Genomic DNA, 22,514 nt, shown 5'->3' on the forward strand with positions numbered 1-22,514 from the left:
TATCTTCGTTGTATGCATATTCATTACTTTCAGCACGTTCCTTTTGAAGGTTTGGGTAGTATTGCCGACTGGATAAGCCGTAAAGGGCATCAACTTTCCTTTACCCGCTGGTACGAACAACCGGCATCCCAATTGCCTGAGAATATAGACATGCTCATTATTATGGGCGGAACCATGGGCGTTTACGAGATCGAACAATTTCCCTGGATCAAAACAGAACTTCAACTGATAGAAGAAGCGATTAAGAAAAACATCAAGGTGCTGGGCATCTGCCTGGGCGCGCAACTGATCGCTTCCGCCTTAGGCGCCGACGTTTACCCGCAGAACCAGAAAGAAATAGGCTGGTACCCGCTGGATGTCAGCTTCCAGGGCCAGGCTGCAGCATTGGACAAAGTATTCCCTCAACATTTCCCTACTTTTCATTTTCATGGGGATATGTTTGATATTCCGCAGGGCGCAACCAGGTTTGCCGCTTCCGCCGCCGGTCCTCACCAGGCCTTTATCAAAGGCGACAGGGTCATTGGCCTGCAGTTTCACCTGGAAATGACGCCGGAAAGTATTGAAGACATCGTCGGCCATAACGCGGAAGTGCTGGAAGCCGGCGGCCCGTTTGTGCAACAGGCACCCACTATCAGGCAACATTTTGACCTTTTGCCAGTTAATAATAAGATCATGTTTCGCCTTTTAGATCACCTGGAGGCTTTATAATTAAATCAGAGTAGGAATGAACGCAGCATTTGATGTTTTGATAGTAGGCGGAGGACCAATAGGAATCGCCTGTGCCCTGGAAGCAAAGAGAGCAGGGCTCAGTTATGTAGTTATTGAGAAAGGTTGTATTGTAAATTCCCTTTTTAATTACCCGTTATACATGACCTTCTTTTCCACCTCCGAAAGGCTGGAAATAGGTAATATCCCTTTTGTTTCCATCAACCCGAAACCTACCCGGCCCGAAGCCCTCGAATACTACAGGCGTGTGGCGGGCAGCAACCATATCAACATCAAACTGTTTGAAGAAGTAAAGCAGATCCTGCCTAACGCCGGCGAATATATTGTGCATACCAGCAAACAGTCGTACCATGCCAGGCATGTCGTTATAGCCACCGGTTTCTATGATATCCCCAACCTGTTGAACGTACCGGGAGAAGACCTTCCGAAAGTAACGCACTACTACAAAGACCCGCACTTTTATGCAGACCAGGACGTTGTAGTGATAGGCGCTGCGAACAGCGCGGTAGACGCTGCATTGGAAACCTATCGCAAAGGCGCCAGGGTAACCATGGTGGTCAGGGAAAAAGAGATAGGAAAACGGGTGAAATACTGGGTGAAACCTGATATAGAGAACAGGATCAAAGAAGGCTCTATCAAAGCGTACTTCGAGTCGCACGTTACCATGATAGAGGAAGCGTCGGTAACTGTCAATACGCCGGACGGCAGCATTACCATACCCAACGACTTTGTTATTGCAATGACCGGCTACCAGCCTAACTTTTCTTTACTGGAAAACGCAGGTATAGCCTTGTCTGACGATGCGCTGAAAATACCCGTATACGATCCGGCTACCATGGAAACCAATATGCCGCATATTTACCTGGCAGGAGTGGTATGCGGGGGCATGAACACTCATGTTTGGTTTATTGAGAACTCAAGGGATCATGCCGGCAAGATCATCAGCCATATCAGGAATAATGCTTAAATGATATTCACTTCCCGTTCCAGGAGTACGCCGAATTTTTCCTGTACGCTTTCCAATATTTGCTGGGAGAGATCATAAACATCTTTCCCGCTGGCATTGCCATAATTCACCAGCACCAGGGCCTGGCGGATATGAACGCCTGCATCGCCCAGCCTGTACCCTTTCCAGCCGCATTGCTCTATCAGCCAGCCGGCAGCCAGTTTAACATGGTCTGAGTCTGTGGGATAAGCTACGATCTTTGGATATTCAGCTTCCAGTTGCTGGAACTGCGCCCTCGGGATGGTGGGATTTTTGAAGAAACTACCGGCATTGCCGATCTGCGCCGGATCAGGCAATTTGCTGGTGCGGATATTGATCACCGCCTGGCTGATCGCCTGGATAGTCAACTTTTCTATCTTCATTTTTTCCAGCTCATCGTAGATCGCGCCGTAACTGGTATTGAAACGGGGAGTTTTGTTAAGACGATAAGTGACATTCAGGATAGCAAACTGCCCTTTGAATTGTTTTTTGAAGACGCTCTCCCGGTAGCCAAATTCACACTGGGCATTGGTGAATTTAACGATATGCTGGTCGCGCAGGTGAAAGGCTTCCAGTTCGTGAAACACATCCTTGATCTCTGCGCCATAGGCCCCGATATTCTGCATCGGGCTGGCTCCGACATTCCCGGGGATCAATGATAAGTTCTCTACCCCCGCCAGGTCCGCGTCGAGGCAGTATTTCACAAAGCCATGCCAGTTCTCACCGGCCCCTGCTTTCACATAAACATAATCATCATCTTCCCCCACCTTTTCAATGCCCATCACCTGGTTTTTCAGTACATAACCGTCGAAATTACGGGTAAACAGAATATTGCTGCCTCCACCCAGGATCAGTTGGGGCAAATTATCTTCCTTTTGCCTGTGGGTAAGCTCCTGCAATTCATCGGCTGATGAGAAAGTGGAGAAATACCGGGCCTTTGCAGAAATGCCAAATGTATTATACGATCTGAGTGGAACATTTTCTGATACCTGCATAATAACTTAAATTTATGGTCAGCAAAGATAGCCGCAATTCTCATTTGAAATACGGCAATAATGAGATTTATGGTTTGTTCGTCACCAAATGAAACCCGTTTATGAGTAAAACAGCAATAGTCTTAGGCGCAACAGGATTGACCGGTACTTACCTTGTAGCGGCGCTGTTACAAGACCCGGAATATGATAAGGTGAGGGTCCTGGTTCGCCAGCCCTGGGCGCATTCCCGGCCTAAGCTGGAAAGCGTGATCGTAAACTTTAACGATCCCGCTTCTTTAACGCCTCATTTGCAGGGCGACGTGCTGTTCTGCTGCATTGGCACCACCATAAAAAAAGCCCGTACCAAAGAAAGGTTTAAGCAGGTAGATTACGGCATCCCGGTCCGGTGTGCGGAAATCGCGCACTCGCTGGGCGTGAAGCAATACCTGGTTATTTCGGCCATCGGCGCTAATGCACGCTCCCGCAATTTTTACCTGCGTACCAAAGGCCAGATGGAACAGGCTGTATTAAAGGTCGGCTTCCCCAGCATCTATATCTTCAGGCCATCTGTACTGATAGGAAAAAGACAGGAATTCAGGTTTGGAGAATGGCTTGGAAAATATATCATTCAGCTCTTCTATTTTCTCTTGCAGGGCAGATGGAAAAAATACAGGGGGATCAAAGCGGCAACAGTAGCCAATGCTATGCTGGTTGCGGCCCGCCGGGCCGATGCAGGAGCGCATATCCTTGAATCGGATGCCATCCAAAATTTGGGTGTCTCTGTATCTTAGACAATACGTATCTTAGCTCATTATGAGAAAATGGATCATCTTTCTTACTGTAGGCATTTGTATTGCTAATATCACAACAGCCCAGATCAATAACTATTTTCCGGATACCTGGAAAACCCAACCCGAATCGCCCCGCCTCACTTCCGACGCTCCCTATACGGTAGTAGACAATAAACTGGTCGCGGATTTCAATGTTTCGGCACAGGATAAAGCTGAAGGATGCTATCAATACAAGATCGCTTATAAAGCCATCAGGATCAATTCTCAGGCAGGAGCCGACAGCCTTCATCAACTTGTTCTGAACTTCGAACCAAACGATGAACTCAGAAGCATGCGCGTCAGGGCTATAAACCAGCAGGGCGAAATAACGAACCTGGAAAGCAAGGTAAGAACAGTGAGGTTGCCGGGTAACAGGAGAGCGGTTGTTATCCAGGATCTCAGCCTTCCTGTTGGTACAATGGTAGAATATGAAATAGTAGTCAGGTACCTGTACAATACCTCCGGTTCGGAATTCCTGCAAACAGGACTGGAAGCGGAGCATGTCGATTTCCGGCTTACAGGACCAAAGAATTATACGTTCAGGATACAGACAACCCCGGGTGTACCGGCGATTAAAGACAGCACTTCCGGCGAACTGCAATTTCACAGCATTTCATTGAATAAAGTACCTGCGTTTATCAGCAGCGACCTGTTTTATACGCTGCCAAACCTTAAGCGGGTCGACTATGCCGTAGTACAGGCCATCGAGAAAAAAGACACGCTTAAAGCTACCTGGCAGCAATACGGGGAAGAGAACTATATCCCTTATGTTGCCGTATCGCCACAGGAGTTCAAAAAGCTGGAAAGGGAACTGCAACGTCTCACCTTCCTGGCCCGCCCGATGGCGCCGGCCCAACGCATCTATCTCCTGGAACAATATATCAAAAGCAATTTCACGCTGGTGTTCCCTGATGAAACAGGCGCCACGCAAGACATTTCCTGGATACTCAGCAATAAAAAAGCCGATGAAACAGGAATGATCCGTTTGCTGAATGCGTCCTATTACTTAATGAACATTCCCACCCAGATATTATTCACCGGCAGCCGCGACAGCATCCCGGTTACCCCGGAAATTCCGCTCCGCGGCGTTGCCAAGAATGTACTGCTATATTTCCCAACTTTAAACCAGGCGCTGGCTCCAACGGAAATGCTTACACGTTTCCCTTGTTATCCTTCCAAATGGTCTGGCATCACCGCGTTGCGTTGCAGGGATACGCTGGTTGGCAGCCAAAGTAAAGTACTGACAGATTTCATCACTACCCCGGTAGTACCTTATTCTTTCAGCAACGTTACGCTGGAAGCCTCTTTAAGCGATGTACAAAACCCCGTATGGCAGGTAACTCAATCGTTTGGCGGTTATCCCTCCAGCAATATCAAAACAGCATTTACCAAGGCCGGAGATGTGCAGGAAACGAGAAACAGTTTGCTGAACTCACTTCTTCCATTCCAGGCCGGCGAAAGAAGGGCCAGTAATGTAGCTATTGAAAATGAAGTGTTCACGCCGTATACCCTGGAAAAACCGGTTGTTTTAAAAAGCAGCCTGGCTACGCCTGCACTGGTAAAAACTTCGCCTCAGGAGATCAGGCTCAGGATCGGCGACCTGCTTGGAGGAACCATACCAACGGAAACGGATATACCAACAAATAACTACCCGATACAGATCTCTTTCCCTTACTACCAGGAAAAACGTATCAACATCACCGTTCCTTCAGGCTTCAAGCTTGCCAACAGCGGCAACTGGAATGCAACGATCGACGATCCTGCATTAAGCTACAGGATCAAATGCGACCAGAACGGCCAGCAGCTTACCATATTCATCATTGAATGGTACAAACAGAATGACCTGTCAGGAAACAGCAAACTTAAATTTAAAGCGGTGCAGGAGAAGATCAGGCAGATCCAGAAACTGGAAATGGTGCTGATGAAATAGGGGTCATACGCCGTCTACATCGGGTATGATAGCCACTGTACGGAATTTTTTCTCTGTTCTTAACTGGATGATATAATCCTGGATCCGTTGCTTGATCTGGGCAATGGATTTGGCGTCGCGGGGCAGCTTGATCAGCAGTTCCTGGAGGTAGTTATTCCGCACCCTTGCTACGAGCGGAACAGCAGGCCCCATCAACTGGCTGCCGAGTAAAGGCTGCAACCAGCTGGCCAGAATATGCCCGGCCTGTTCGGCGGTTTGTTGATCTTTATGCCTGATAGTGAGCTTTAACAGCCGCACGAATGGAGGGTAACCGAACGCACGTCTTTCCGCTATTTCCGCATCGTACATCAATTTATAATCGTGGGCCATTACCCAATGCAACACGGGGTGCCTTGTATTGCTGGCCTGTATCAGCACTCTTCCTGCTCCGTGCTTTCGCCCTGCCCTTCCGCTCACCTGCTCCATAAGCTGAAAAGCTCTTTCATGCACCCTGAAATCGGGGAAGCTGAGCAGGTTATCTGCACTTAATATCCCTACCAGGTTTACGTTTTCGAAATCCAGTCCTTTTACCACCATTTGCGTACCTACCAGGATATCCACATGCTTATCTTCCAGCAACTGTATGAGCCGGTTATGGCTGTCTTTATTTCTCACGGTATCCATATCCATACGGGCAATGCGCGCTTCAGGGAACAAGACCTGCAGGTCGTCTTCGATCTTTTCTGTTCCGAAACTTTTAGGCTCGATGGTTTGCGCACCGCAGGCAGCGCAGGTGTGAACATATGGGTAACGGGTACCGCAATAGTGACAGGTTAGTTTATCCTGGTTCCTGTGATAGGTTAAGGATACATCGCATTGTTTGCAATGCGGTATCCATCCGCAGGTGGTACATAAAAGGAAAGGCGCATAACCGCGGCGGTTCTGGAAGAGTATAACCTGTTTGCCGGAGGCGATAGTATCGTTGATGGCTGTTTTCAGGGCGGAGGTGAAATGCCCGTCCATAGTTTTTTCGGCCATCTCCTTTTTGATATCAACGATCTCGATTGCCGGCATTTCAATGCCGCCAAAGCGTTCGCTGAGCGTTACCAGGCCATATTTGCCCTGCTGGGCATTGAAATAGGATTCCAGCGAGGGCGTTGCCGATCCAAGCAATACTTTGGCTTTGAACTGCGCGGCATAGTAGATGGCTGCATCGCGGGCATGGTAACGGGGAGCAGGGTCCTGTTGCTTGTAAGAAGCATCGTGTTCTTCATCAAGAATTACAAGCCCCAGGTCTTTGAACGGCAACAGCAGGCTGGAACGGGCCCCCAGGATCACTTTGATCTCCTGGGATTTTACTTTGTTCCAGATCTCGACCCTTTCGTTGTTGTTGAAGCGGGAGTGGTAGATCCCCAGGCTATCGCCAAAATGTTTTTTAAGTCGCCTGGTCACCTGGGCTGTAAGGCCAATTTCAGGAAGCAGGTACAATACCTGTTTGCCTTCTGCCAGGCAGGCTTCTATCAGTTTTACATAGATCTGCGTTTTGCCGCTGGAGGTAACTCCGTGTAATAACGTGACCTGTTTCTCTTTAAAACTTTCATTAATTGCAGATAAAGCTGCTGTTTGCGCGGCACTCAGGTCAAAATCAATTTCAGCTACAGCCGCGCCGCCAGGAACTCTATCTACCGTCCTTTTCTCTATCCACAAAATCCCCTTATCTACCAGGCCTTTCAGTTGAGCGGCGCTGGCGCCGGATTTCTTCAGCAATTCGCTTTGCAGCACATTGCCCTGCGTTCTTTGCAAATGAAGATACGCCAGCAACAATTCCAATTGCTTGGGCGCCTTGTTCATTTCATTGAATAAGGCTTCCAGCTGGGCGTCTTCTTTATATTGTTCCTGCAGGAGAACAAATTTCTCTTTCTTCTCCTTATACACTTCCTTCAGTTCTTCATACACCAGCAGCACATTTTTCTCTATCAGTTTTTTGATGACGGAATAAACGGAAGATTTATCCAGGATAAGCTGTACTTCCTCTATCCGCAGTTCTTTACGGATCAGGAGCGCTTCCGCGACCAGGTATTCATCATCATCTAACGAAGAGAAATCGGAGCCATAAGCATCGTTGTATAACAGGATGGTTTCGCTGGACAGTTTCAGGTGCGCGGGCAAAGCGGCATTCAGCACCTCTCCTTCCGTACACATATAATAGCTGGCGATCCAGGACCAGAATGCTAACTGCGACGGGTATACGATAGGATTGGCATCCAGGATATCCAGTATCGGTTTGGTTTTATAGGGAGGCGCCTGTTCATGTATCGCCTTTACAATACCTGCATATTTCTTTTGTTTTCCGAGTTGAACAGCAATACGGCTGCCAGGCTGCAAAGAGTCGGCCATTGTTTCAGGAATGGCATAAGTATAATTCTTTGGTAACGCCAATGGCAATATTACATCTGCAAATTTCATTCTACGGGCTGCAAAGTTGGATATTCGCGGTATTTACGTAATTCGGTGTCCATGATCTCATATACCTTTTGTTTCAGGGTATTGATATCATCTAACGTGAGTCCTGCAACCGGCACTGATGGCAGGAACACTACCCGGCATTTGCCAGGGTTGATCTTCATAAAATTATGAGGAAGACGGTCGCCGGCATCCAGGTAAAGTACAGGTTTGATAGGCATCTGCAATTCTATCGCCATCCTGAACGCGCCGTTGTGAAAAGGCCTTAACGGCTGGGTGCTCTCGTTGGTTGTTCCTTCAGGGAATACAAGTATGGAAATACCGGCTTTAAGGGCCGACATCATCTCTCTCACACTTCTTGCCCTGGCAGGAGCGCTGGAACGGTCTACCGCCACAACGGAGTTTTTATATATAAAACCGAAAGCCGGGATCTTCGACATCTCTATTTTCCCAAGCGGCCTGAAAGGCAGGCGCATTACTTTAACAGCGATGGCCGCATCCAGGTAAGAACGATGGTTCACAACATAAATGCAGGGCTCGTTATCTTTTTCACATTTGTAGATGCGTTTTACCGGCATCCCTACCAGCGGGAACCAGGTATGCGCCCAAAAACGCAAAAAATAGAAAATGATATTTCCCCCCCTGTGCTTTCCTAGTAACGACGCCAGGAAAATAGGCGGTAATATCAGAAACATGATACCAAGAAAGATCACAGCGGCGTATATCACATAAATAACACGCAACGGTTTCAATAACAAATTCATAAACGCCTCTGAAAAATAGTTGAATTAAAGGTGAAAACTACGAAGAAAATCATTAATAAATCAAGTAAATACTATTCACAGTTGCATGACCAGTCCTTATCCAGGTCGATACAGGTAATGACTTTGGCATGTTCTTCATCGCAGGGCGCTATGATGATCCTTAAATGCTGGCCTTCGGTAGAGTAACCTTCTAATGCGTAGGTTGGACAGGGATGATCTTTAGGATTAGATTTTTCAGGGTTTATTTTACCGACTGCGAGGATTTCTTCCACCTCGCTGGCAGTCACCTGTCGGCAACCCATCCGACATATGGCATGTTTCGTATACTCCAACTGGGCATGCCGGTTAATAACCTCGTTGCCGGTGTTCTTATCGTCTAATGCTCCGCGGGCGATAACAGGCTTACCCACAGGGCCTGCAGACTTGCCGGAGCTTTTCCACCAGCGTTGTTGCCAGCCGGCAAACAATAACAGGCCTAAGAATAATACCGGGATATATTTTTGCATTGATCTCATATAAAAACAGAACGCGCGCAAATTAGTCAAAATTCCTTACCTAACTATGACATAAAAAGTTCCTACCTTTGCCATCCTTTATGGAACAGGTAAAATCAGTAGCATTTCATACTCTCGGCTGTAAGCTGAATTTTTCAGAAACCTCTACCCTTAGCAGGTTGCTGGAACAGGATGGTTTTGTAAAAAAAGATTTTGAAGAAACGGCAGATGTATATGTTATCAACACCTGTTCGGTGACCGACAATGCCGACAAAGAATGCCGCATGCTGGTAAGGCGCATACAGCGCAGGGCTCCCGGCAGCATGGTAGTCATCACCGGCTGTTATGCACAGTTAAAGCCCCAGGAGATCGCCAACATTGAAGGAGTAGACCTGGTACTGGGCGCAGCGGAAAAATTCAACATTACCGAGCATCTTAAGAACCTTACCAAAGGCGATTCCGCCAAGATCTGCTCCTGCGATATAGAAGATGTAAATACTTTCCATGCTTCCTATTCAGTGAACGACCGTACCCGTACCTTCCTGAAGGTACAGGATGGTTGCGACTATACCTGTTCTTTCTGTACTATACCAATGGCCAGGGGCAAAAGCCGCAGCGACAGTGTTGCCAACGTGGTTACGCAGGTACAGCAGCTCGCTGCCAACGGCGTAAAGGAGATTGTACTGACGGGCGTAAACCTGGGCGATTTCGGGAAAGGTTTTGAAGGAGGAAAGAAAAGAGAAGAATCATTCTTTGAACTGGCCAAAGCGCTGGATGAAGTGGAAGGCATCAGCAGGTATCGCATTTCTTCCATAGAGCCTAACCTGCTTTCTGACGAGATCATTGAATTCGTTGCCCAAAGCAAACGGTTCATGCCTCATTTCCATATCCCGTTGCAAAGCGGCAGCAATGAGATCCTGGGTCGCATGCGCCGTCGTTACCGCCGGGAACTCTATGCAGAAAAAGTAGCGCTTATTAAATCCATCATGCCGCATTGTGCCATAGGCGTAGACGTGATCGTTGGTTTCCCTTCGGAAAGCGACGAGCATTTCAAAGAAACCTATGATTTCCTGCACAACCTGGATGTTTCTTACCTGCACGTTTTCACGTATTCTGAAAGGGCCAATACCGCCGCACTGGATATTAAACCGGTAGTTCCGGTTCCTGTTCGCCAGGAAAGGAATAAACTGCTTCGCAACCTGAGTCACAAGAAACAGCAGTATTTCAACGAGCAGCATCTTAACCAGACACGGAAAGTATTATTCGAATCTTTAGGAAAAGATGGAATGATGGAAGGGTATACGGATAACTATATCAAGGTAACCACTCCTTTCCGCAAGGAGTGGCATAATCAGCTTATCGACTGGGAACTTCGCTAATCCTTATTGTTTAGGAAATTCAGCACTTGCCATTACTTCTCTCATTTGCTTGGTATGGCGGGCGCTATGTGCGCCGTCGAGCAAGAGCACCTGGAATGCGGATACCGGACCGAACGGCGGCATGTCTCTGATATGATCACGCAGGTTGTCGTTGGTACTTTCTACATAGGAGATCAACTCATTTCTCTGGTCTGTAAATGCTTTGATCAATTCTTCCTTTGATGCGAAAGCATGCCTGGGAATAAATGGCTCGGGCGCTTTCACTTTATGACTTCTGTCAGATACGCCTTGTACGATGGCTTCATCGGTTATTTTGATCTCATGACTTCTTTCAGGATTTGGTTTTTCATCTGCCATGCTTTTTGCCATCGTGATGAAATTCTTTTCCACCAGGGTGATATGTTCCAGGCATTCGGCTACCGACCAGCGATCGGGCGCTTCTTTATACGACATCTGCGTATCTGATAATCCCTGTACTGCATTGAGCGCGCTGTCTCTTGTTGCTTTCAGGTAGTTGATGAGATCACTTTTGTCGTAAGTTCTTTTGTCAACAGTGGAAGATAACGTGAACGAGAAACTGCCTGCTATCAGTGCCATCAATAGCAGCAGTAAAAAAGGCTTTTTCATAAAAATTAATTTTGAAAAGAGGGGTAAATGAAATTACAGTGATGGAAAGTTACGAAAAGCCTATGATCTCCAGAAATTCTTCCCGTGAAATGAATACGGCGCCTAAAGAAGCCAGGTGTTCTGTATGTACCTGGCAGTCGATCATTTGTATTTCGTTCGCATGTTGCTGAACAAAAGTGATAAACGCTGTTTTTGAAGCATTGCTTACATCAGCGAACATAGATTCTCCGAAAAAGAAGGAGCCGATCCTGACGCCATACAGGCCGCCTACCAACACGCCGTCTTTCCAGCATTCCACAGAGGTAGCATAGCCTGCTTCGTGCAAACGGATATACGCGTTCTTCATTTCTTTCGTGATCCAGGTACCATCCTGCCCGGCTCTCGGGATAGCGCTGCAACGTTCTATTACGGATGCGAATGCCTGGTTATAAGTGATCCGGAATACCTGGCGGCGCAATACCTGCCGCATGCTGGCTGAAACTTTCAATTGATCGGGGAAGAGAACAAACCTGGGGTCGGGGCTCCACCACAGGATAGGGGGTTCGCTATACCAGGGGAATATACCTGAGCGGTATGCCAATAATAATCTTTCTACTTTCAAATTCCCTCCTACTGCCAGCAACCCGTCTTCATCGGCCAGTTGAGGAGGAGGAAATACCAGGCTTTTATCTAGTCTGAAAACTGCCATCAGCTTCCGGCCATTTCTTCAATTGTTGCACTCAATCCACGTTCCTGCAAGGCTTCACACTGCGGTTTCAATTTATAGTATTCTCCTTCTTTAACAGCATATTTGCCATTAAAGTGAATAATTAATGCACATTGTTCCGCCTGCTCATGGGTATGGCCACACACCTCCATGAGGGATGTGATAACCCAATCGAAAGTATTCACCTCGTCATTCCACACTACCAGGCTGAATGGGAACTGCTCATCTTCCGCCACCAGTACGTCTTCTTCCTGCTCCGGTAATCCTTTTGTACTAGTATGATCATTCATCTTTTAAAAAGCTTTCTGCAAAATTACATGGAATATTCGTTAATTTATCCATATTTGACAGGGTTTATGTTTTAAAAATTGCGGTAAATTGACCTTGACAGGTCGGTATACTGACAAAAACCGGATATATATGAAAGGATTGGTTTTATTGATGAACATTACTTTACCGCTAAAAGATCCTATCCCGATCTTTTCGCTGGTATTGTTTATCATTTTGCTGGCCCCTATTATTCTTCGCAAGTTCAGGATACCCAGTATCATTGGGCTGATCATCGCGGGAATGCTGATAGGGGACAATGGATTTAAAATAATCGAAAAAGGAAGTATAGACCTGTTTTCGAAAGCAGGGTTGTTATACATTATGTTCCTGGCGGGTTTGGAGCTTGACATGACAGAATTCAGGAAGAACCGGTACCGGAGCATGGTATTCGGCGGTTTTACCTTCCTGATCCCGCTGCTGATGGGATTCGTGGTATGCCGTTATGTGCTGCAGTTCAACTTTATGGCCACCCTGCTGGTTTCCAGCATGTTTGCCACCCATACCCTGGTTGCGTACCCGCTGGCCAGCCGTTTGGGAATCACCAAGAACGAGGCGGTGACAGTAGCTGTTGGCGGCACCATCATTACAGACACGCTGGTACTGTTAATACTGGCCATCATCACAGGAGCCCAGGCAGGTAACCTGAACACCTATTTTTGGGTAAAACTGGGCATTTCGCTTACCATTTTTGCGCTTATCATCCTCTGGCTGATGCCTATGTTGGGCAGATGGTTTTTCAAGAAGATAAAGGACGATAAAACCTCTCACTTCATCTTTGTACTGGCGCTGGTATTTGCATCAGCATTCCTTGCAGAGTTGGCCGGCGTAGAGGGTATTATCGGGGCCTTCCTGGCCGGGCTGGCCCTGAACCAGCTTATCCCCCATACTTCGCCATTGATGAACCGTATCGAGTTTGTAGGCAATGCCTTGTTCATTCCCTTCTTCCTCATCAGTGTAGGTATGCTGGTAGATCTGCGGGTATTGCTGAAAGGGCCGGAAGCCCTGATGATAGCAGGTACTTTAACCGTTATGGCCCTTAGCAGCAAATGGCTGGCGGCATTCTTTACACAACTTTCTTTCAAATACACGCCCACCCAGCGCAATGTGATCTTCGGTCTGAGCAGCGCCCATGCCGCAGCCACCATCGCGGTGATCCTTATCGGGTACAATATGGGAATAGTGGACGAAAATGTATTGAACGGCACCGTGGTACTGATCCTCATCACCTGCCTGACAGGTTCGTTTGTAACAGAAAACGCTGGACGCCGGCTGGCAATCCAGGAAATTGAAAACAAACCGGCCCCCCAGGAGCAGCCGGAGCGTATACTGGTGCCCGTTTCCAACCCCGACAAGCTGGAAGCCCTGCTTGATTTTGCAGTGATGATCAAAGACAGCAACGCCCCCACCCCCATTTACCCGTTAGCCGTAGTGCAGGACGATGCAGAAGCGAAAGAGAAGATCCATCTTACCAACAAGATGATGGAAAAAGCGGTGATACATGCCGCTGCAACAGAAAGCGAAGTACAGGTTGTTACACGCATCGATCTGAACGTTTCCGACGGTATTACAAGGGCCACCAAAGAATTGCTGATCACCGATCTTATTCTCGGCTGGACAGATAAAACCAGCACCACCGACCGTTGGTTAGGCAACATCTTCGGTACAACGCTCGACAACGTTTTGCAACGCGTATGGGAAACTGTTTACGTTTGCAACTTCCATACGCCGCTCAATACCACCAAGAAAATGGTGTTGGTACTTCCTCCCAATACCGCGTATGAACTGGGTTTCATGCATTATTTGCAGAAACTGTTCATGCTTTCCAAACAAGCGGGAGCCAGGCTGGTTATTTACTGCGACGCCAAAACACAGAGCATTGTACAGGCTTATGCAGAACAGACTAAAAACAACGCAGATTTCAGTTTCAGGCAACTCGACGGGCTAGACGATTTCCTTATCCTTTCCAAGGAAGTAAGCGCCGACGACCTGATAGTAGTGGTAACAGCACGTAAGAGCACCCTCTCCTACAACGCCTATATGGATAGCATCCCGGCCAAATTGGAACGGCATTTTAAAGACAACAACGTCATCCTGCTCTACCCCGAACAACGGGAATTCGATGCACTGGAAGCCGGCCTCCAACCCGAGGACCTCACCTTGGCGCCAATCCAGGAACAAATAGCCAACCTCAACAAGCTGGGCAAGGCGGTTAAGCGCATCTTCAAAAAGTAGCTGGTTTCACGCAGAGTGTTTCACGCAGAATGTTTCACGCAAAGAAGCTAAGGAGCAAAGAAGCATAAGAAGTTTTTTTAAGGGAAATAAGAAAGCAAAGGAGTTGAAGATTGTGTTATATAACATAATTTTCAACTCCTTTGCTTTCTTAAAATTTGCTTTGGTCAAAACTTCTTATGCTTCTTTGCTCTTTAGCTTCTTTGCGTGAAACATTCTGCGTGAAACACTCTGCGTGAAAAAAAAGGGCTGACCAAATATGAATTTGATCAGCCCTTTGAAGATGTGGGAGCTACTGGATTCGAACCAGTGACCCTCTGCTTGTAAGGCAGATGCTCTGAACCAGCTGAGCTAAGCTCCCATTTCTGATAAAACCTGTAAAATATAAGAACTTTTTGTGTGGGAGCTACTGGATTCGAACCAGTGACCCTCTGCTTGTAAGGCAGATGCTCTGAACCAGCTGAGCTAAGCTCCCTTCTTCTTTTCGTTATTCCCTATCGTCCCTTTCGTCCGATTGGATCGCAAAGGTATAAACTATTTTTATTCTACCAAATATTTTTTGAAAAAAGTAAATTTTACATTCGTCTCCCAAAAATAAAAACCTTCTAAAACACAATACTGTAAAAGGTTTTAGAAGGTCCGTCATTTTTTATCAAAGAAAAACAGGACAATAAATACGCCTGCTTTTTATGCCTATGCTTTCTTCTTTTTCTTCTCTGCTTTCTTTACATAACTGCCCTCAAAGAAACACTTGATACCCCTGTAAGCCCCGCAGCCGCCGATCTCTTTCATGGTAACCCTGCCGGATGAAAACTGGAACATCAGGCCGCAGGATGATTCTTTGTCTTTAAACTCTCCCCTGTTCCCTGCAATATAAGTTCCTTTTCCGCTAAGCTCTCCTTTACAGTTTCCGTTGTCTTTTGAAAAGCTGATAAAGAACAGGAAGGTCTTAGGATCGCTGCCATCGCGGATAGAGATAATACTCAGGTCGCCCGACATATAATCGCCTGAGAACTTGTGTTTACGGGGTAGCGTATCTATCGGGTTGAATATCTGTCCGGCGTTCGTAGGCCCGTTGGAGTTAGTCATGATAAGCGTGGTAGTACCATCGGGATTTACCATGTAGAAATCTTCCTTCAATGCAGTTTTACCTCCGGAAAGTTTCGTTTCATTCGTGATCTTTACCACGTTCTTCGTATCAATATTCACGGAAGTTACAGAGCCGTCGCTGTTTCCCGTAGTGGCAGCGCTGATACGGTTCAGGTATTTTCCTTTTTTGTCGAGGAAGCATAAATAACCCACAGATTTATTCCTGGAACTTGCCTTCACAGTGAAATAGTCGACCTGGCTGCCCTTTACCTTATGCAAAGGATAATATTTCACCCGTTCTCCTTTTGCGAAGTCCCCTTTCGATAAAGTATCTGTCAGGAATTTAAGCCCGGAAGTATCCAGGGCCAGGGAATCAGGCACTTTCAACATCAGGGAATCGGAGTTCAGTTTGTAAGGCAAGGCGCCCGGTGTGAACAGGGCCTGGAAATCTTCAAATGTCAGTGGCTCACCGCTGCCCCTGCCTGCAGGTTTTTTCGACTTACAGGCTGCAAACAACCCAATAGTCAACAATACTAAAAAGATACGCTTCATTAGAAAAATAAATTCTTGGGCGAAAAGTTAGATATAATTTTTATATGTGAGCGCTAAAAAACAAAAAACATACCGGATAACGAAAAGTTCATTTTAATTATTTAGATTTGTCTAAATAATATTTTAGATAGAATGAACTTATCAATAGCGGAAGAAAACTACATCAAATCCATATACAAACTGCAGGAAGGGGATACAGTTGTTACCACCAACGCACTGGCCTACGAGCTGGAAACCAAGCCTGCTTCCGTAACAGATATGGCTAAGAAGCTGAAAGAGAAGCTGCTGATAGACTACGAAAAATACAAAGGCTTCACTTTAACAACAGAAGGCCGGAAAATGGCCCTGCAAATTGTAAGGCGGCACCGGCTCTGGGAATGTTTCCTGGTAGATAAACTCTCGTTCAGCTGGGAAGAAGTACACGAACTGGCGGAAGAACTGGAACACGTAAGAAGTGAAAAACTGACTTCCCGCCTCAGCGAATACCTGGGCAACCCGCTTTTCGACCCGCATGGCGACCCGATCCCGGACGCTAACGGCAAACTGACCAAACCCCGCCCTCAAACGTCCCTTGACCAGTCGACCGCCCGGAAAGTAGTGGTAACCGCCGTTACAGACCAGTCAACCGCTTTGCTGGCCTTCCTGAATGCCAAGCATATCAAACTGGGCACCCAGCTGGAAGTGATAGAACATTACGAGTACGATAATTCTATTGAAATAAAGATCAAACAACAACCACCTATTACCATCAGTGAACAGGTAGCTAAAAATATTATGGTTAGACCCGTCTGAAAACTATTATGGAACATACTTCATTAAGCGACGTACATCAAAGTGTAGAGACCAACGGAAAATCTAAATGGAAGAGAATATTCGCTTTCCTGGGGCCCGCCTACCTCGTAAGCGTAGGCTATATGGACCCCGGTAACTGGGCCACCGACCTGGCAGGCGGTAGTCAATACGGCTACAAACTGCTTTGGGTGCTGCTTATGAGCAACCTCATGGCCTTGTTGCTGCAAAGCCTCGCCGCCCGGCTGGGGATTGTTAGAGGGCGCGACCTGGCCCAGGCCAACCGTGAAACCTATCCCCCTGCCGTTAACTTTGTTCTTTACCTCCTTGCCGAAATCGCCATTGCAGCCACCGACCTGGCGGAGGTACTGGGTATGGCCATCGGTATCCAGCTGCTTACCGGCTTACCCCTCATCTGGGGAGTGAGCCTGACCATCCTCGATACTTTTTTACTCCTCTTCCTGCAACAATACGGCATCCGCAAGATGGAAGCCTTCATCATTGGCCTGGTAGCCATTGTAGGCACCTCTTTCCTTATAGAACTGCTGCTTGTCAGACCCGAAATGAACGAGGTGGTCAAAGGCTTTATTCCCACCATCCCCGACAACAACGCGCTCTATATCGCTATCGGGATCATTGGGGCTACGGTAATGCCGCATAACCTTTACCTGCACTCGGCCCTCGTACAAACCAGGAAGATCAAGAAAGACAACAAAGGGATCAGGCAGGCAATCAAAATGAATTTTATTGACAGTACTATAGCCCTAAACCTGGCCTTCCTGGTAAACGCCGCTATCCTTATCCTGGCCGCCGCAGTATTCTATAAAAGCGGCAGAACGGATGTTGCCGAAATTCAGGATGCGCACCAGTTGCTGGATAAATTACTGGGCAATAAACTGGCCCCTGTCCTCTTCGCGGTTGCACTGATCGCAGCAGGACAAAGTTCTACCGTTACCGGTACGTTGGCGGGGCAAATAGTAATGGAAGGCTACCTCAGGCTTCGCATCAATCCATGGCTTCGCCGGATCATTACCCGGTTGCTGGCCATCATTCCTGCTCTGATCACCATTCTCTGGTTTGGAGATAAAGAAGTAGGCGCCCTGCTGGTTTTCAGCCAGGTATTGCTAAGCCTGCAACTTGGTTTCGCTATTATTCCCCTTATTCATTTTGTAAGCGATAAAAAACAGATGGGCGAGTTCGCCATCAAACCTCTTACAAGAGTTTTCAGCTGGGTAGTTACCAGTTTATTGGTGTACCTTAACCTGAGAATGGTTTTTACAGAAGCATTCAATTATATGTCCGGCACCGGTAATATGGCGGTAGACGCGTTGATCATACTGGCCTGCGTTGGGTTCGTGATACTTTTGGTGATCACGATCGTTTACCCGTTAAGGCAACGGTACCGGGACGACGCTGCCGCAGGTATCCATCACGCACAGGTTTCGCTGGGCGATATGGAAGCTCCTTCCTACAAGCGCATCGCCATGGCGCTGGATTTCTCGGGCCGCGACAGGGAGATCATCTCCAATGCCATTGCTCACGGCAACGAACAAACGGAGTATATACTTATCCACATCGTGGAAAGCGCCTCTGCAAAGTATTCAGGAAAAGAGTCGGACGACCTGGAAACCCGCAGGGACCAGGAACAGCTCGACACCTACATTACCCTGCTGAAAAGCAGGGGGCACAGGGCTAAAGGAGTGCTGGGATTCAGGAGAAGGGCTAAAGAGATCGCCAGGATCGTAAAAGAAGAAAACGCTGATTTCCTGGTATTGGGAGCGCATGGCCACAAAGGATTTAAAGACTGGTTATATGGAGAAACCGCCAACCAGGTGAGGCACCATGTTAAGATCCCAGTATTGTTGGTTCAATAAAAAATATCCGGGCATGCGACAGGTATTTCAACCGGGCGACCAGAAAAAATTTACAAGGATTGTAAAGAAAGAAGATTGTGCAGCTTTTGACGCAGGAGAGGTACATCCTGTATATGCAACATTTGCGTTGGCGAGGGATGCAGAATGGTGTTGCCGGTTGTTTGTACTGGAAATGAAAGAAGATGATGAAGAAGGGATTGGCGCTGCCTTAACCATCGAACACCTGGCTCCTGCTCTTGCAGGAAGCCAGGTAGAATTCGTGGCCACAATCAAACTAATAGTTAACCATACGATCACCTGTAGTTTTGTTGCTGCCAGCGGCGGACGAACAATTGCTACAGGAACACAGGTACAAAAGATATTAAAAAGGGAAAAGCTTGCTTCCCTTTTCTCCCAATCTCTATAACTATAGCCCGAGTGCGGCTTTCAGCTTAGGATAACCTGTTTTGCTTACAAGCACTTTAGCCCCGCTGCGCAAGATAGCTAAATGATTTTCTTTTTCATAAGGTTCTATGCGGGTTACCTGGTTAATGTTGAGGATATAAGAACGATGCACCCTGGTAAACTGCGCAGGGTCGAGCGTTTTCTCGAAAAATGCCATGGTTTTGTTCTTCAGGAAACTTCCTTCATGGGTCACCACTTTTACATAATCGTCTGCCGCTTCCAGGTAATGGATCTCTGATACCGGTATGATCTTGATCTTGCCATTCAGCCGGATCACTACCCTGTTGTTTTGCAGGGGCGTGGCGGCTGCCGCTTCCAGCAAAGCGTTGGTATCCGGCATTTCCGCCGGTTTATGGAAATGGTCCAGCCATTTCTGCACGGCTTTTTCGAAGCGTTCGGCCGAAAATGGCTTCAGCAGGTAATCTACGGCGTTGACTTCAAACGCCCTGATAGCATGTTCTTCGAATGCGGTAGTAAAAATAACCGCCGGCAGTTTTTCTACCAGCTCAAGCATTTCAAACCCTGTGATCTTAGGCATCTGGATATCCAGGAAAACCAGGTCGGGCTGGTGTTGCTGGATCGCCTTCAGTCCTTCGAAACCGTCGTTGCACTCCTGCACAACTTCGATCTGCGGGAAACCGAGCAGATACTCTTTCACTACTTCCCTTGCTAATGGCTCGTCGTCTATAATTACTGCTTTTATCATTTGGTTTGTGGTACTTTAATTATGGTAGTAAAAATGCCATTACTTGCTTTTGTTTCGAGAAGGTCCTGGCGGGCAAACAACAGATAAAGGCGGCGCTGGATGGAACTAAGACCGAAGCCGGTTCCTTTATTAGGTAATGATGATTTGCTGTCGAAAGGATTCTCAATGGCAATATGCAACAACTGGTTTTCTATCCAGGAATGTATGCTGATGGTGATCTCTCCTGTTGTATCGTACAACCCGAACTTGATAGCGTTTTCAACCACCGGTTGCAATAACATGGGAGGCATGAGCAATTTTTCGGCTTCCACGTCATGGATAACGGCGGTGGATAAACGATGCCCGAATCTTACTTTCTCTATATCGAGGTACAGCTGCAGGTATTTAAGCTCTTCTTCTAACGTGATCCACTGATCATCTTCCTGCTTCAGCGATCCCCTTAAAAAGTCTGAGAGCTTCAACACCATTTCCCTGGCTTCTTTCGGCCGGAGCATGATCAGGGCGTTGATGCTGTTCAGGCTGTTGAATAAAAAGTGAGGTTGAAGCTGCTGGCGTAATTTAAATAATTCAGCTTCTCTGACTATCTTTTCCGTATCCTGTTGCCGCTGCTGGTTTTTCTGCTGCTCCATAGCTTCATACCACATCTGGCTGCGCATGCCTATTCCTGATATCATCATCCATCCAACAAAGGCATGTATAGGAATGGCGTTGTTGAGCCATTGAATATAGGTAGGGTCATCCGGGTAAGTAGTCACTAATATCCACCTGCTAAGACATACCCAAAGCACAGCCAGCGCACAACTCAGCAAACCCACGTAACCATACTTCATTGCATCTGCCGAAGGCCTGTAATAACCAACGTTATGGCTAACGATAACGCCTGCAGCGCTCAGCAGGATAACATGTACCGAACTATCGGTAACAGCCTGCATTAACGGCATATTAAACCAGTAATACAGTAACGTCCCATATAACACCATCCACACCAGGAAGCTGATAATAAAAGCACTGAGGACGTTACCTCTTATGATCTGTTTCGACAAAGCAGCGGTTTTTATAAGTATTATACATTCAACTCGAAGTATTGTTGACCTTGCAGCTGGGCAGATTTCATCTGCAACCAGGCGATATAGGAATTAGGATCACCTGGTTCCTCTATTCTTGAATACAGTTCCATTCCGTCTGTCAACTGGTCTAAAGTATACACTTCAGGCACATTGATGAATTTCCACTGTACAAGCTCCTGCTGCTGGTTTTTGAAAGCGTATTGCTCCTGCATTCCAATTTCCCTGGCCTTATCGCAGGCGTCTTTCTTTGTTACAGCGCTGATGAGTCTCAGTTGTTCATCGAATTGCGGGGTATGGTTGCCTTCTCCGCAAATGATCTGGTATACTACTTTCGCAACGAACCAATGCATAGCTTTAAGATTTAAAAAGTTGGAAGAATCTTTTATATTGAAGCCTTTGATCAGGCATAACTTCTGATTTCAACTCCGCCGAAGATGCAGCTGCCTGTCAGTACAAGTACATTTTTGCTATCGTCGTCCTGCATAAACTGAACAGGGCGCGTATCATCTACTCCTCCCAGGATCGTGGTAATATCCACTTTTACTTTCCAGTTTGCAGGTACTATGATCTCGCATCCGCCCATTATTGCATTTACATCCAGTACAGCGGTTCCGTTCAGCTCTGCTTTCATAAGGTTCAGTTCAACTCCTCCGAAAACGGAAGATACATCACCGCCCCTGAAATTCTTGGATGTTACTATTTTATTCACGGAACCAAAAATGGCCGAAACATTCAGTACATCTTCAGAAGAGAAAGTTGCCCTTTTACCGTCTGTATCTCCGGTATTACTCCAGTCTTTGTATTTCTCTTTATAATAGTTTTTATATGGATCTGAATATACAGACGGATCAACGTCAGAAAAATTTTCAGATTTTATTCTTTTTTTTGGCAGATCACAATTTTTGCTGATCAATACCGAAATTCCCACGCCTATCAGTACTACCGGCCAGATGAAACGGGCCGAGTTATAGGGCCAGCTGTAAATATCGCCTAACAGGAAGATGGTGCCTATTACTACAACGGGTATCCAGCCGCCTGGTCTGAAATTATGTTTGAAGCCGAGAACAAGGCCAACAACGATCACGATCATTTGCCAGGAGAACAGCCAGTAAGGGAGGTCCAGGTTCATGTTTCTCAGCAACAGCCCTGCACCGATCAGGATGAGGATCACACCGCCGGTGCTCTTTCCCCTTCTTCTCTCCTTATCGAGCTGCTTCTTGTCTTCCTCAATTGTATTTTGATCTTTCATTAGTAGCAAGATTATTTGTTTGGTTTGATGATACAAAAATAGAAAGCGGTTTACAGGGCAGGAAGCGCCTTTAGGCTAAAAAAGCGGGTTTACCGGTAAAAGGCGGGAAACTACCGGTGAAAATGAAGGCGGCAGCGTAAGGGATACCCTAAAACGGGCAAAAGGGAGATTTTCGGGGATAAAGTTTGTATGGTAAAAAGGATTGAGGGAGAATAGGTTAAGGAGGATGATCAGGGGAGATGGATGAAAGAGGATGATTGTTGGGGAATGGATTGAGTATGATTGCAGGAAAGGTTGCCCCTGGGGGCCAATGACCAGGGAGCAGGGT

21 protein-coding genes and 2 tRNA genes are annotated in these 22,514 nt (G+C 46.9%); 9 read left to right on the forward strand and 14 right to left on the reverse strand.

The window, feature by feature from the left end; all coding sequences use genetic code 11:
• Positions 1-12 precede the first annotated feature (12 nt).
• Positions 13-708, forward strand: coding sequence for a glutamine amidotransferase-related protein (locus tag BLV62_RS17220; RefSeq protein ID WP_089763205.1), 696 nt, complete (start codon positions 13-15; stop codon positions 706-708).
• Between the two features lie 16 nt (positions 709-724).
• Entirely contained in the window at positions 725-1,693 is a 969-nt protein-coding gene (locus BLV62_RS17225; RefSeq protein WP_089763206.1) for a YpdA family putative bacillithiol disulfide reductase, read from the forward strand.
• On the opposite strand, the gene murB is transcribed toward BLV62_RS17225, so the two are convergent.
• Entirely contained in the window at positions 1,690-2,706 is a 1,017-nt protein-coding gene (gene murB / locus BLV62_RS17230) for a UDP-N-acetylmuramate dehydrogenase (protein WP_089763207.1), read from the reverse strand. The genes BLV62_RS17225 and murB overlap by 4 nt on opposite strands.
• A gap of 101 nt (positions 2,707-2,807) precedes the next feature.
• On the opposite strand from murB, the gene BLV62_RS17235 reads away from it, so the two are divergent.
• Together BLV62_RS17235 and BLV62_RS17240 are read left to right on the forward strand one after the other, a co-directional pair.
• Positions 2,808-3,476 (forward strand): NAD(P)H-binding protein, encoded by a 669-nt coding sequence (locus BLV62_RS17235; protein ID WP_089763208.1) that lies wholly within the window; start codon positions 2,808-2,810, stop codon positions 3,474-3,476.
• 22 nt (positions 3,477-3,498) lie between these two features.
• Positions 3,499-5,445, forward strand: coding sequence for a DUF3857 domain-containing protein (locus BLV62_RS17240; RefSeq protein WP_089763209.1), 1,947 nt, complete (start codon positions 3,499-3,501; stop codon positions 5,443-5,445).
• Between the two features lie 3 nt (positions 5,446-5,448).
• On the opposite strand, the gene priA is transcribed toward BLV62_RS17240, so the two are convergent.
• From priA to BLV62_RS17255, 3 genes are all read right to left on the reverse strand, one after another.
• A complete protein-coding gene (gene priA / locus BLV62_RS17245; RefSeq protein ID WP_089763210.1) occupies positions 5,449-7,890 on the reverse strand; it encodes a replication restart helicase PriA in 2,442 nt (813 codons plus the stop codon).
• The gene (locus tag BLV62_RS17250; RefSeq protein ID WP_225889626.1) at positions 7,887-8,582 is read right to left on the reverse strand and encodes a lysophospholipid acyltransferase family protein; all 696 of its coding nucleotides are present in this window, start codon (positions 8,580-8,582) and stop codon (positions 7,887-7,889) included. Before BLV62_RS17250 ends, priA begins: the two co-directional genes overlap by 4 nt.
• A gap of 140 nt (positions 8,583-8,722) precedes the next feature.
• Positions 8,723-9,157 (reverse strand): DUF4258 domain-containing protein, encoded by a 435-nt coding sequence (locus tag BLV62_RS17255; RefSeq protein WP_168927890.1) that lies wholly within the window; start codon positions 9,155-9,157, stop codon positions 8,723-8,725.
• An 89-nt stretch (positions 9,158-9,246) separates the two neighbouring features.
• Between BLV62_RS17255 and mtaB the strand changes: the two genes are divergently transcribed.
• Positions 9,247-10,524: a tRNA (N(6)-L-threonylcarbamoyladenosine(37)-C(2))-methylthiotransferase MtaB gene (gene mtaB, locus BLV62_RS17260; RefSeq protein WP_089763213.1), complete on the forward strand. Its 1,278-nt coding sequence runs from the start codon at positions 9,247-9,249 to the stop codon at positions 10,522-10,524.
• A 3-nt stretch (positions 10,525-10,527) separates the two neighbouring features.
• Here mtaB and BLV62_RS17265 read toward each other — a convergent pair whose 3' ends face one another.
• Genes BLV62_RS17265 through BLV62_RS17275 form a run of 3 tightly spaced genes read right to left on the reverse strand, consistent with a single transcriptional unit; the run spans position 10,528 to position 12,147 of the window.
• Positions 10,528-11,151, reverse strand: a complete 624-nt coding sequence (locus BLV62_RS17265) for a DinB family protein (protein ID WP_089763214.1) — start codon at positions 11,149-11,151, stop codon at positions 10,528-10,530.
• A 49-nt stretch (positions 11,152-11,200) separates the two neighbouring features.
• Complete coding sequence (aat, locus tag BLV62_RS17270) at positions 11,201-11,839, reverse strand: leucyl/phenylalanyl-tRNA--protein transferase (protein ID WP_089763215.1); 639 nt, start codon at positions 11,837-11,839, stop codon at positions 11,201-11,203.
• Entirely contained in the window at positions 11,839-12,147 is a 309-nt protein-coding gene (locus BLV62_RS17275) for an ATP-dependent Clp protease adaptor ClpS (RefSeq protein ID WP_089763216.1), read from the reverse strand. Before BLV62_RS17275 ends, aat begins: the two co-directional genes overlap by 1 nt.
• A 130-nt stretch (positions 12,148-12,277) precedes the next feature.
• On the opposite strand from BLV62_RS17275, the gene BLV62_RS17280 reads away from it, so the two are divergent.
• Positions 12,278-14,419, forward strand: a complete 2,142-nt coding sequence (locus BLV62_RS17280) for a cation:proton antiporter (RefSeq protein WP_089763270.1) — start codon at positions 12,278-12,280, stop codon at positions 14,417-14,419.
• 283 nt (positions 14,420-14,702) lie between these two features.
• Here BLV62_RS17280 and BLV62_RS17285 read toward each other — a convergent pair.
• The 3 genes from BLV62_RS17285 to BLV62_RS17295 all read right to left on the reverse strand — a co-directional run bounded on the left by BLV62_RS17285 (position 14,703) and on the right by BLV62_RS17295 (position 16,057).
• A tRNA-Val gene (locus BLV62_RS17285) sits at positions 14,703-14,777 on the reverse strand.
• Positions 14,778-14,816: 39 nt separating this feature from the next.
• Positions 14,817-14,891, reverse strand: a tRNA-Val gene (locus tag BLV62_RS17290).
• Positions 14,892-15,109: 218 nt separating this feature from the next.
• A complete protein-coding gene (locus BLV62_RS17295; protein WP_089763217.1) occupies positions 15,110-16,057 on the reverse strand; it encodes a hypothetical protein in 948 nt (315 codons plus the stop codon).
• A 132-nt stretch (positions 16,058-16,189) separates the two neighbouring features.
• On the opposite strand from BLV62_RS17295, the gene BLV62_RS17300 reads away from it, so the two are divergent.
• The 3 genes from BLV62_RS17300 to BLV62_RS17310 are packed head-to-tail and all read left to right on the forward strand — an operon-like array spanning position 16,190 to position 19,126.
• On the forward strand, positions 16,190-16,849 hold the full coding sequence (locus tag BLV62_RS17300) for a metal-dependent transcriptional regulator (protein ID WP_089763218.1): 660 nt from the start codon (positions 16,190-16,192) through the stop codon (positions 16,847-16,849).
• A gap of 8 nt (positions 16,850-16,857) precedes the next feature.
• Positions 16,858-18,720 (forward strand): Nramp family divalent metal transporter, encoded by a 1,863-nt coding sequence (locus tag BLV62_RS17305; protein ID WP_089763219.1) that lies wholly within the window; start codon positions 16,858-16,860, stop codon positions 18,718-18,720.
• A gap of 13 nt (positions 18,721-18,733) precedes the next feature.
• Entirely contained in the window at positions 18,734-19,126 is a 393-nt protein-coding gene (locus BLV62_RS17310; RefSeq protein ID WP_089763220.1) for a thioesterase family protein, read from the forward strand.
• On the opposite strand, the gene BLV62_RS17315 is transcribed toward BLV62_RS17310, so the two are convergent.
• From BLV62_RS17315 to BLV62_RS17330, 4 genes are read right to left on the reverse strand one after another with little or no spacing between them, the layout of a single operon-like run.
• The gene (locus tag BLV62_RS17315) at positions 19,127-19,870 is read right to left on the reverse strand and encodes a LytR/AlgR family response regulator transcription factor (RefSeq protein WP_089763221.1); all 744 of its coding nucleotides are present in this window, start codon (positions 19,868-19,870) and stop codon (positions 19,127-19,129) included.
• Positions 19,867-20,913 (reverse strand): sensor histidine kinase, encoded by a 1,047-nt coding sequence (locus tag BLV62_RS17320; RefSeq protein WP_225889625.1) that lies wholly within the window; start codon positions 20,911-20,913, stop codon positions 19,867-19,869. Before BLV62_RS17320 ends, BLV62_RS17315 begins: the two co-directional genes overlap by 4 nt.
• Before the next feature lie 20 nt (positions 20,914-20,933).
• On the reverse strand, positions 20,934-21,287 hold the full coding sequence (locus tag BLV62_RS17325; RefSeq protein WP_079469030.1) for a DUF4288 domain-containing protein: 354 nt from the start codon (positions 21,285-21,287) through the stop codon (positions 20,934-20,936).
• Positions 21,288-21,337: 50 nt separating this feature from the next.
• On the reverse strand, positions 21,338-22,186 hold the full coding sequence (locus tag BLV62_RS17330) for a LiaF transmembrane domain-containing protein (RefSeq protein WP_089763223.1): 849 nt from the start codon (positions 22,184-22,186) through the stop codon (positions 21,338-21,340).
• Between the last annotated feature and the right edge of the window lie 328 nt (positions 22,187-22,514).

Origin of the sequence: Chitinophaga terrae (ex Kim and Jung 2007) (assembly GCF_900107795.1) — a bacterium.
GTDB lineage: Bacteria > Bacteroidota > Bacteroidia > Chitinophagales > Chitinophagaceae > Chitinophaga > Chitinophaga terrae.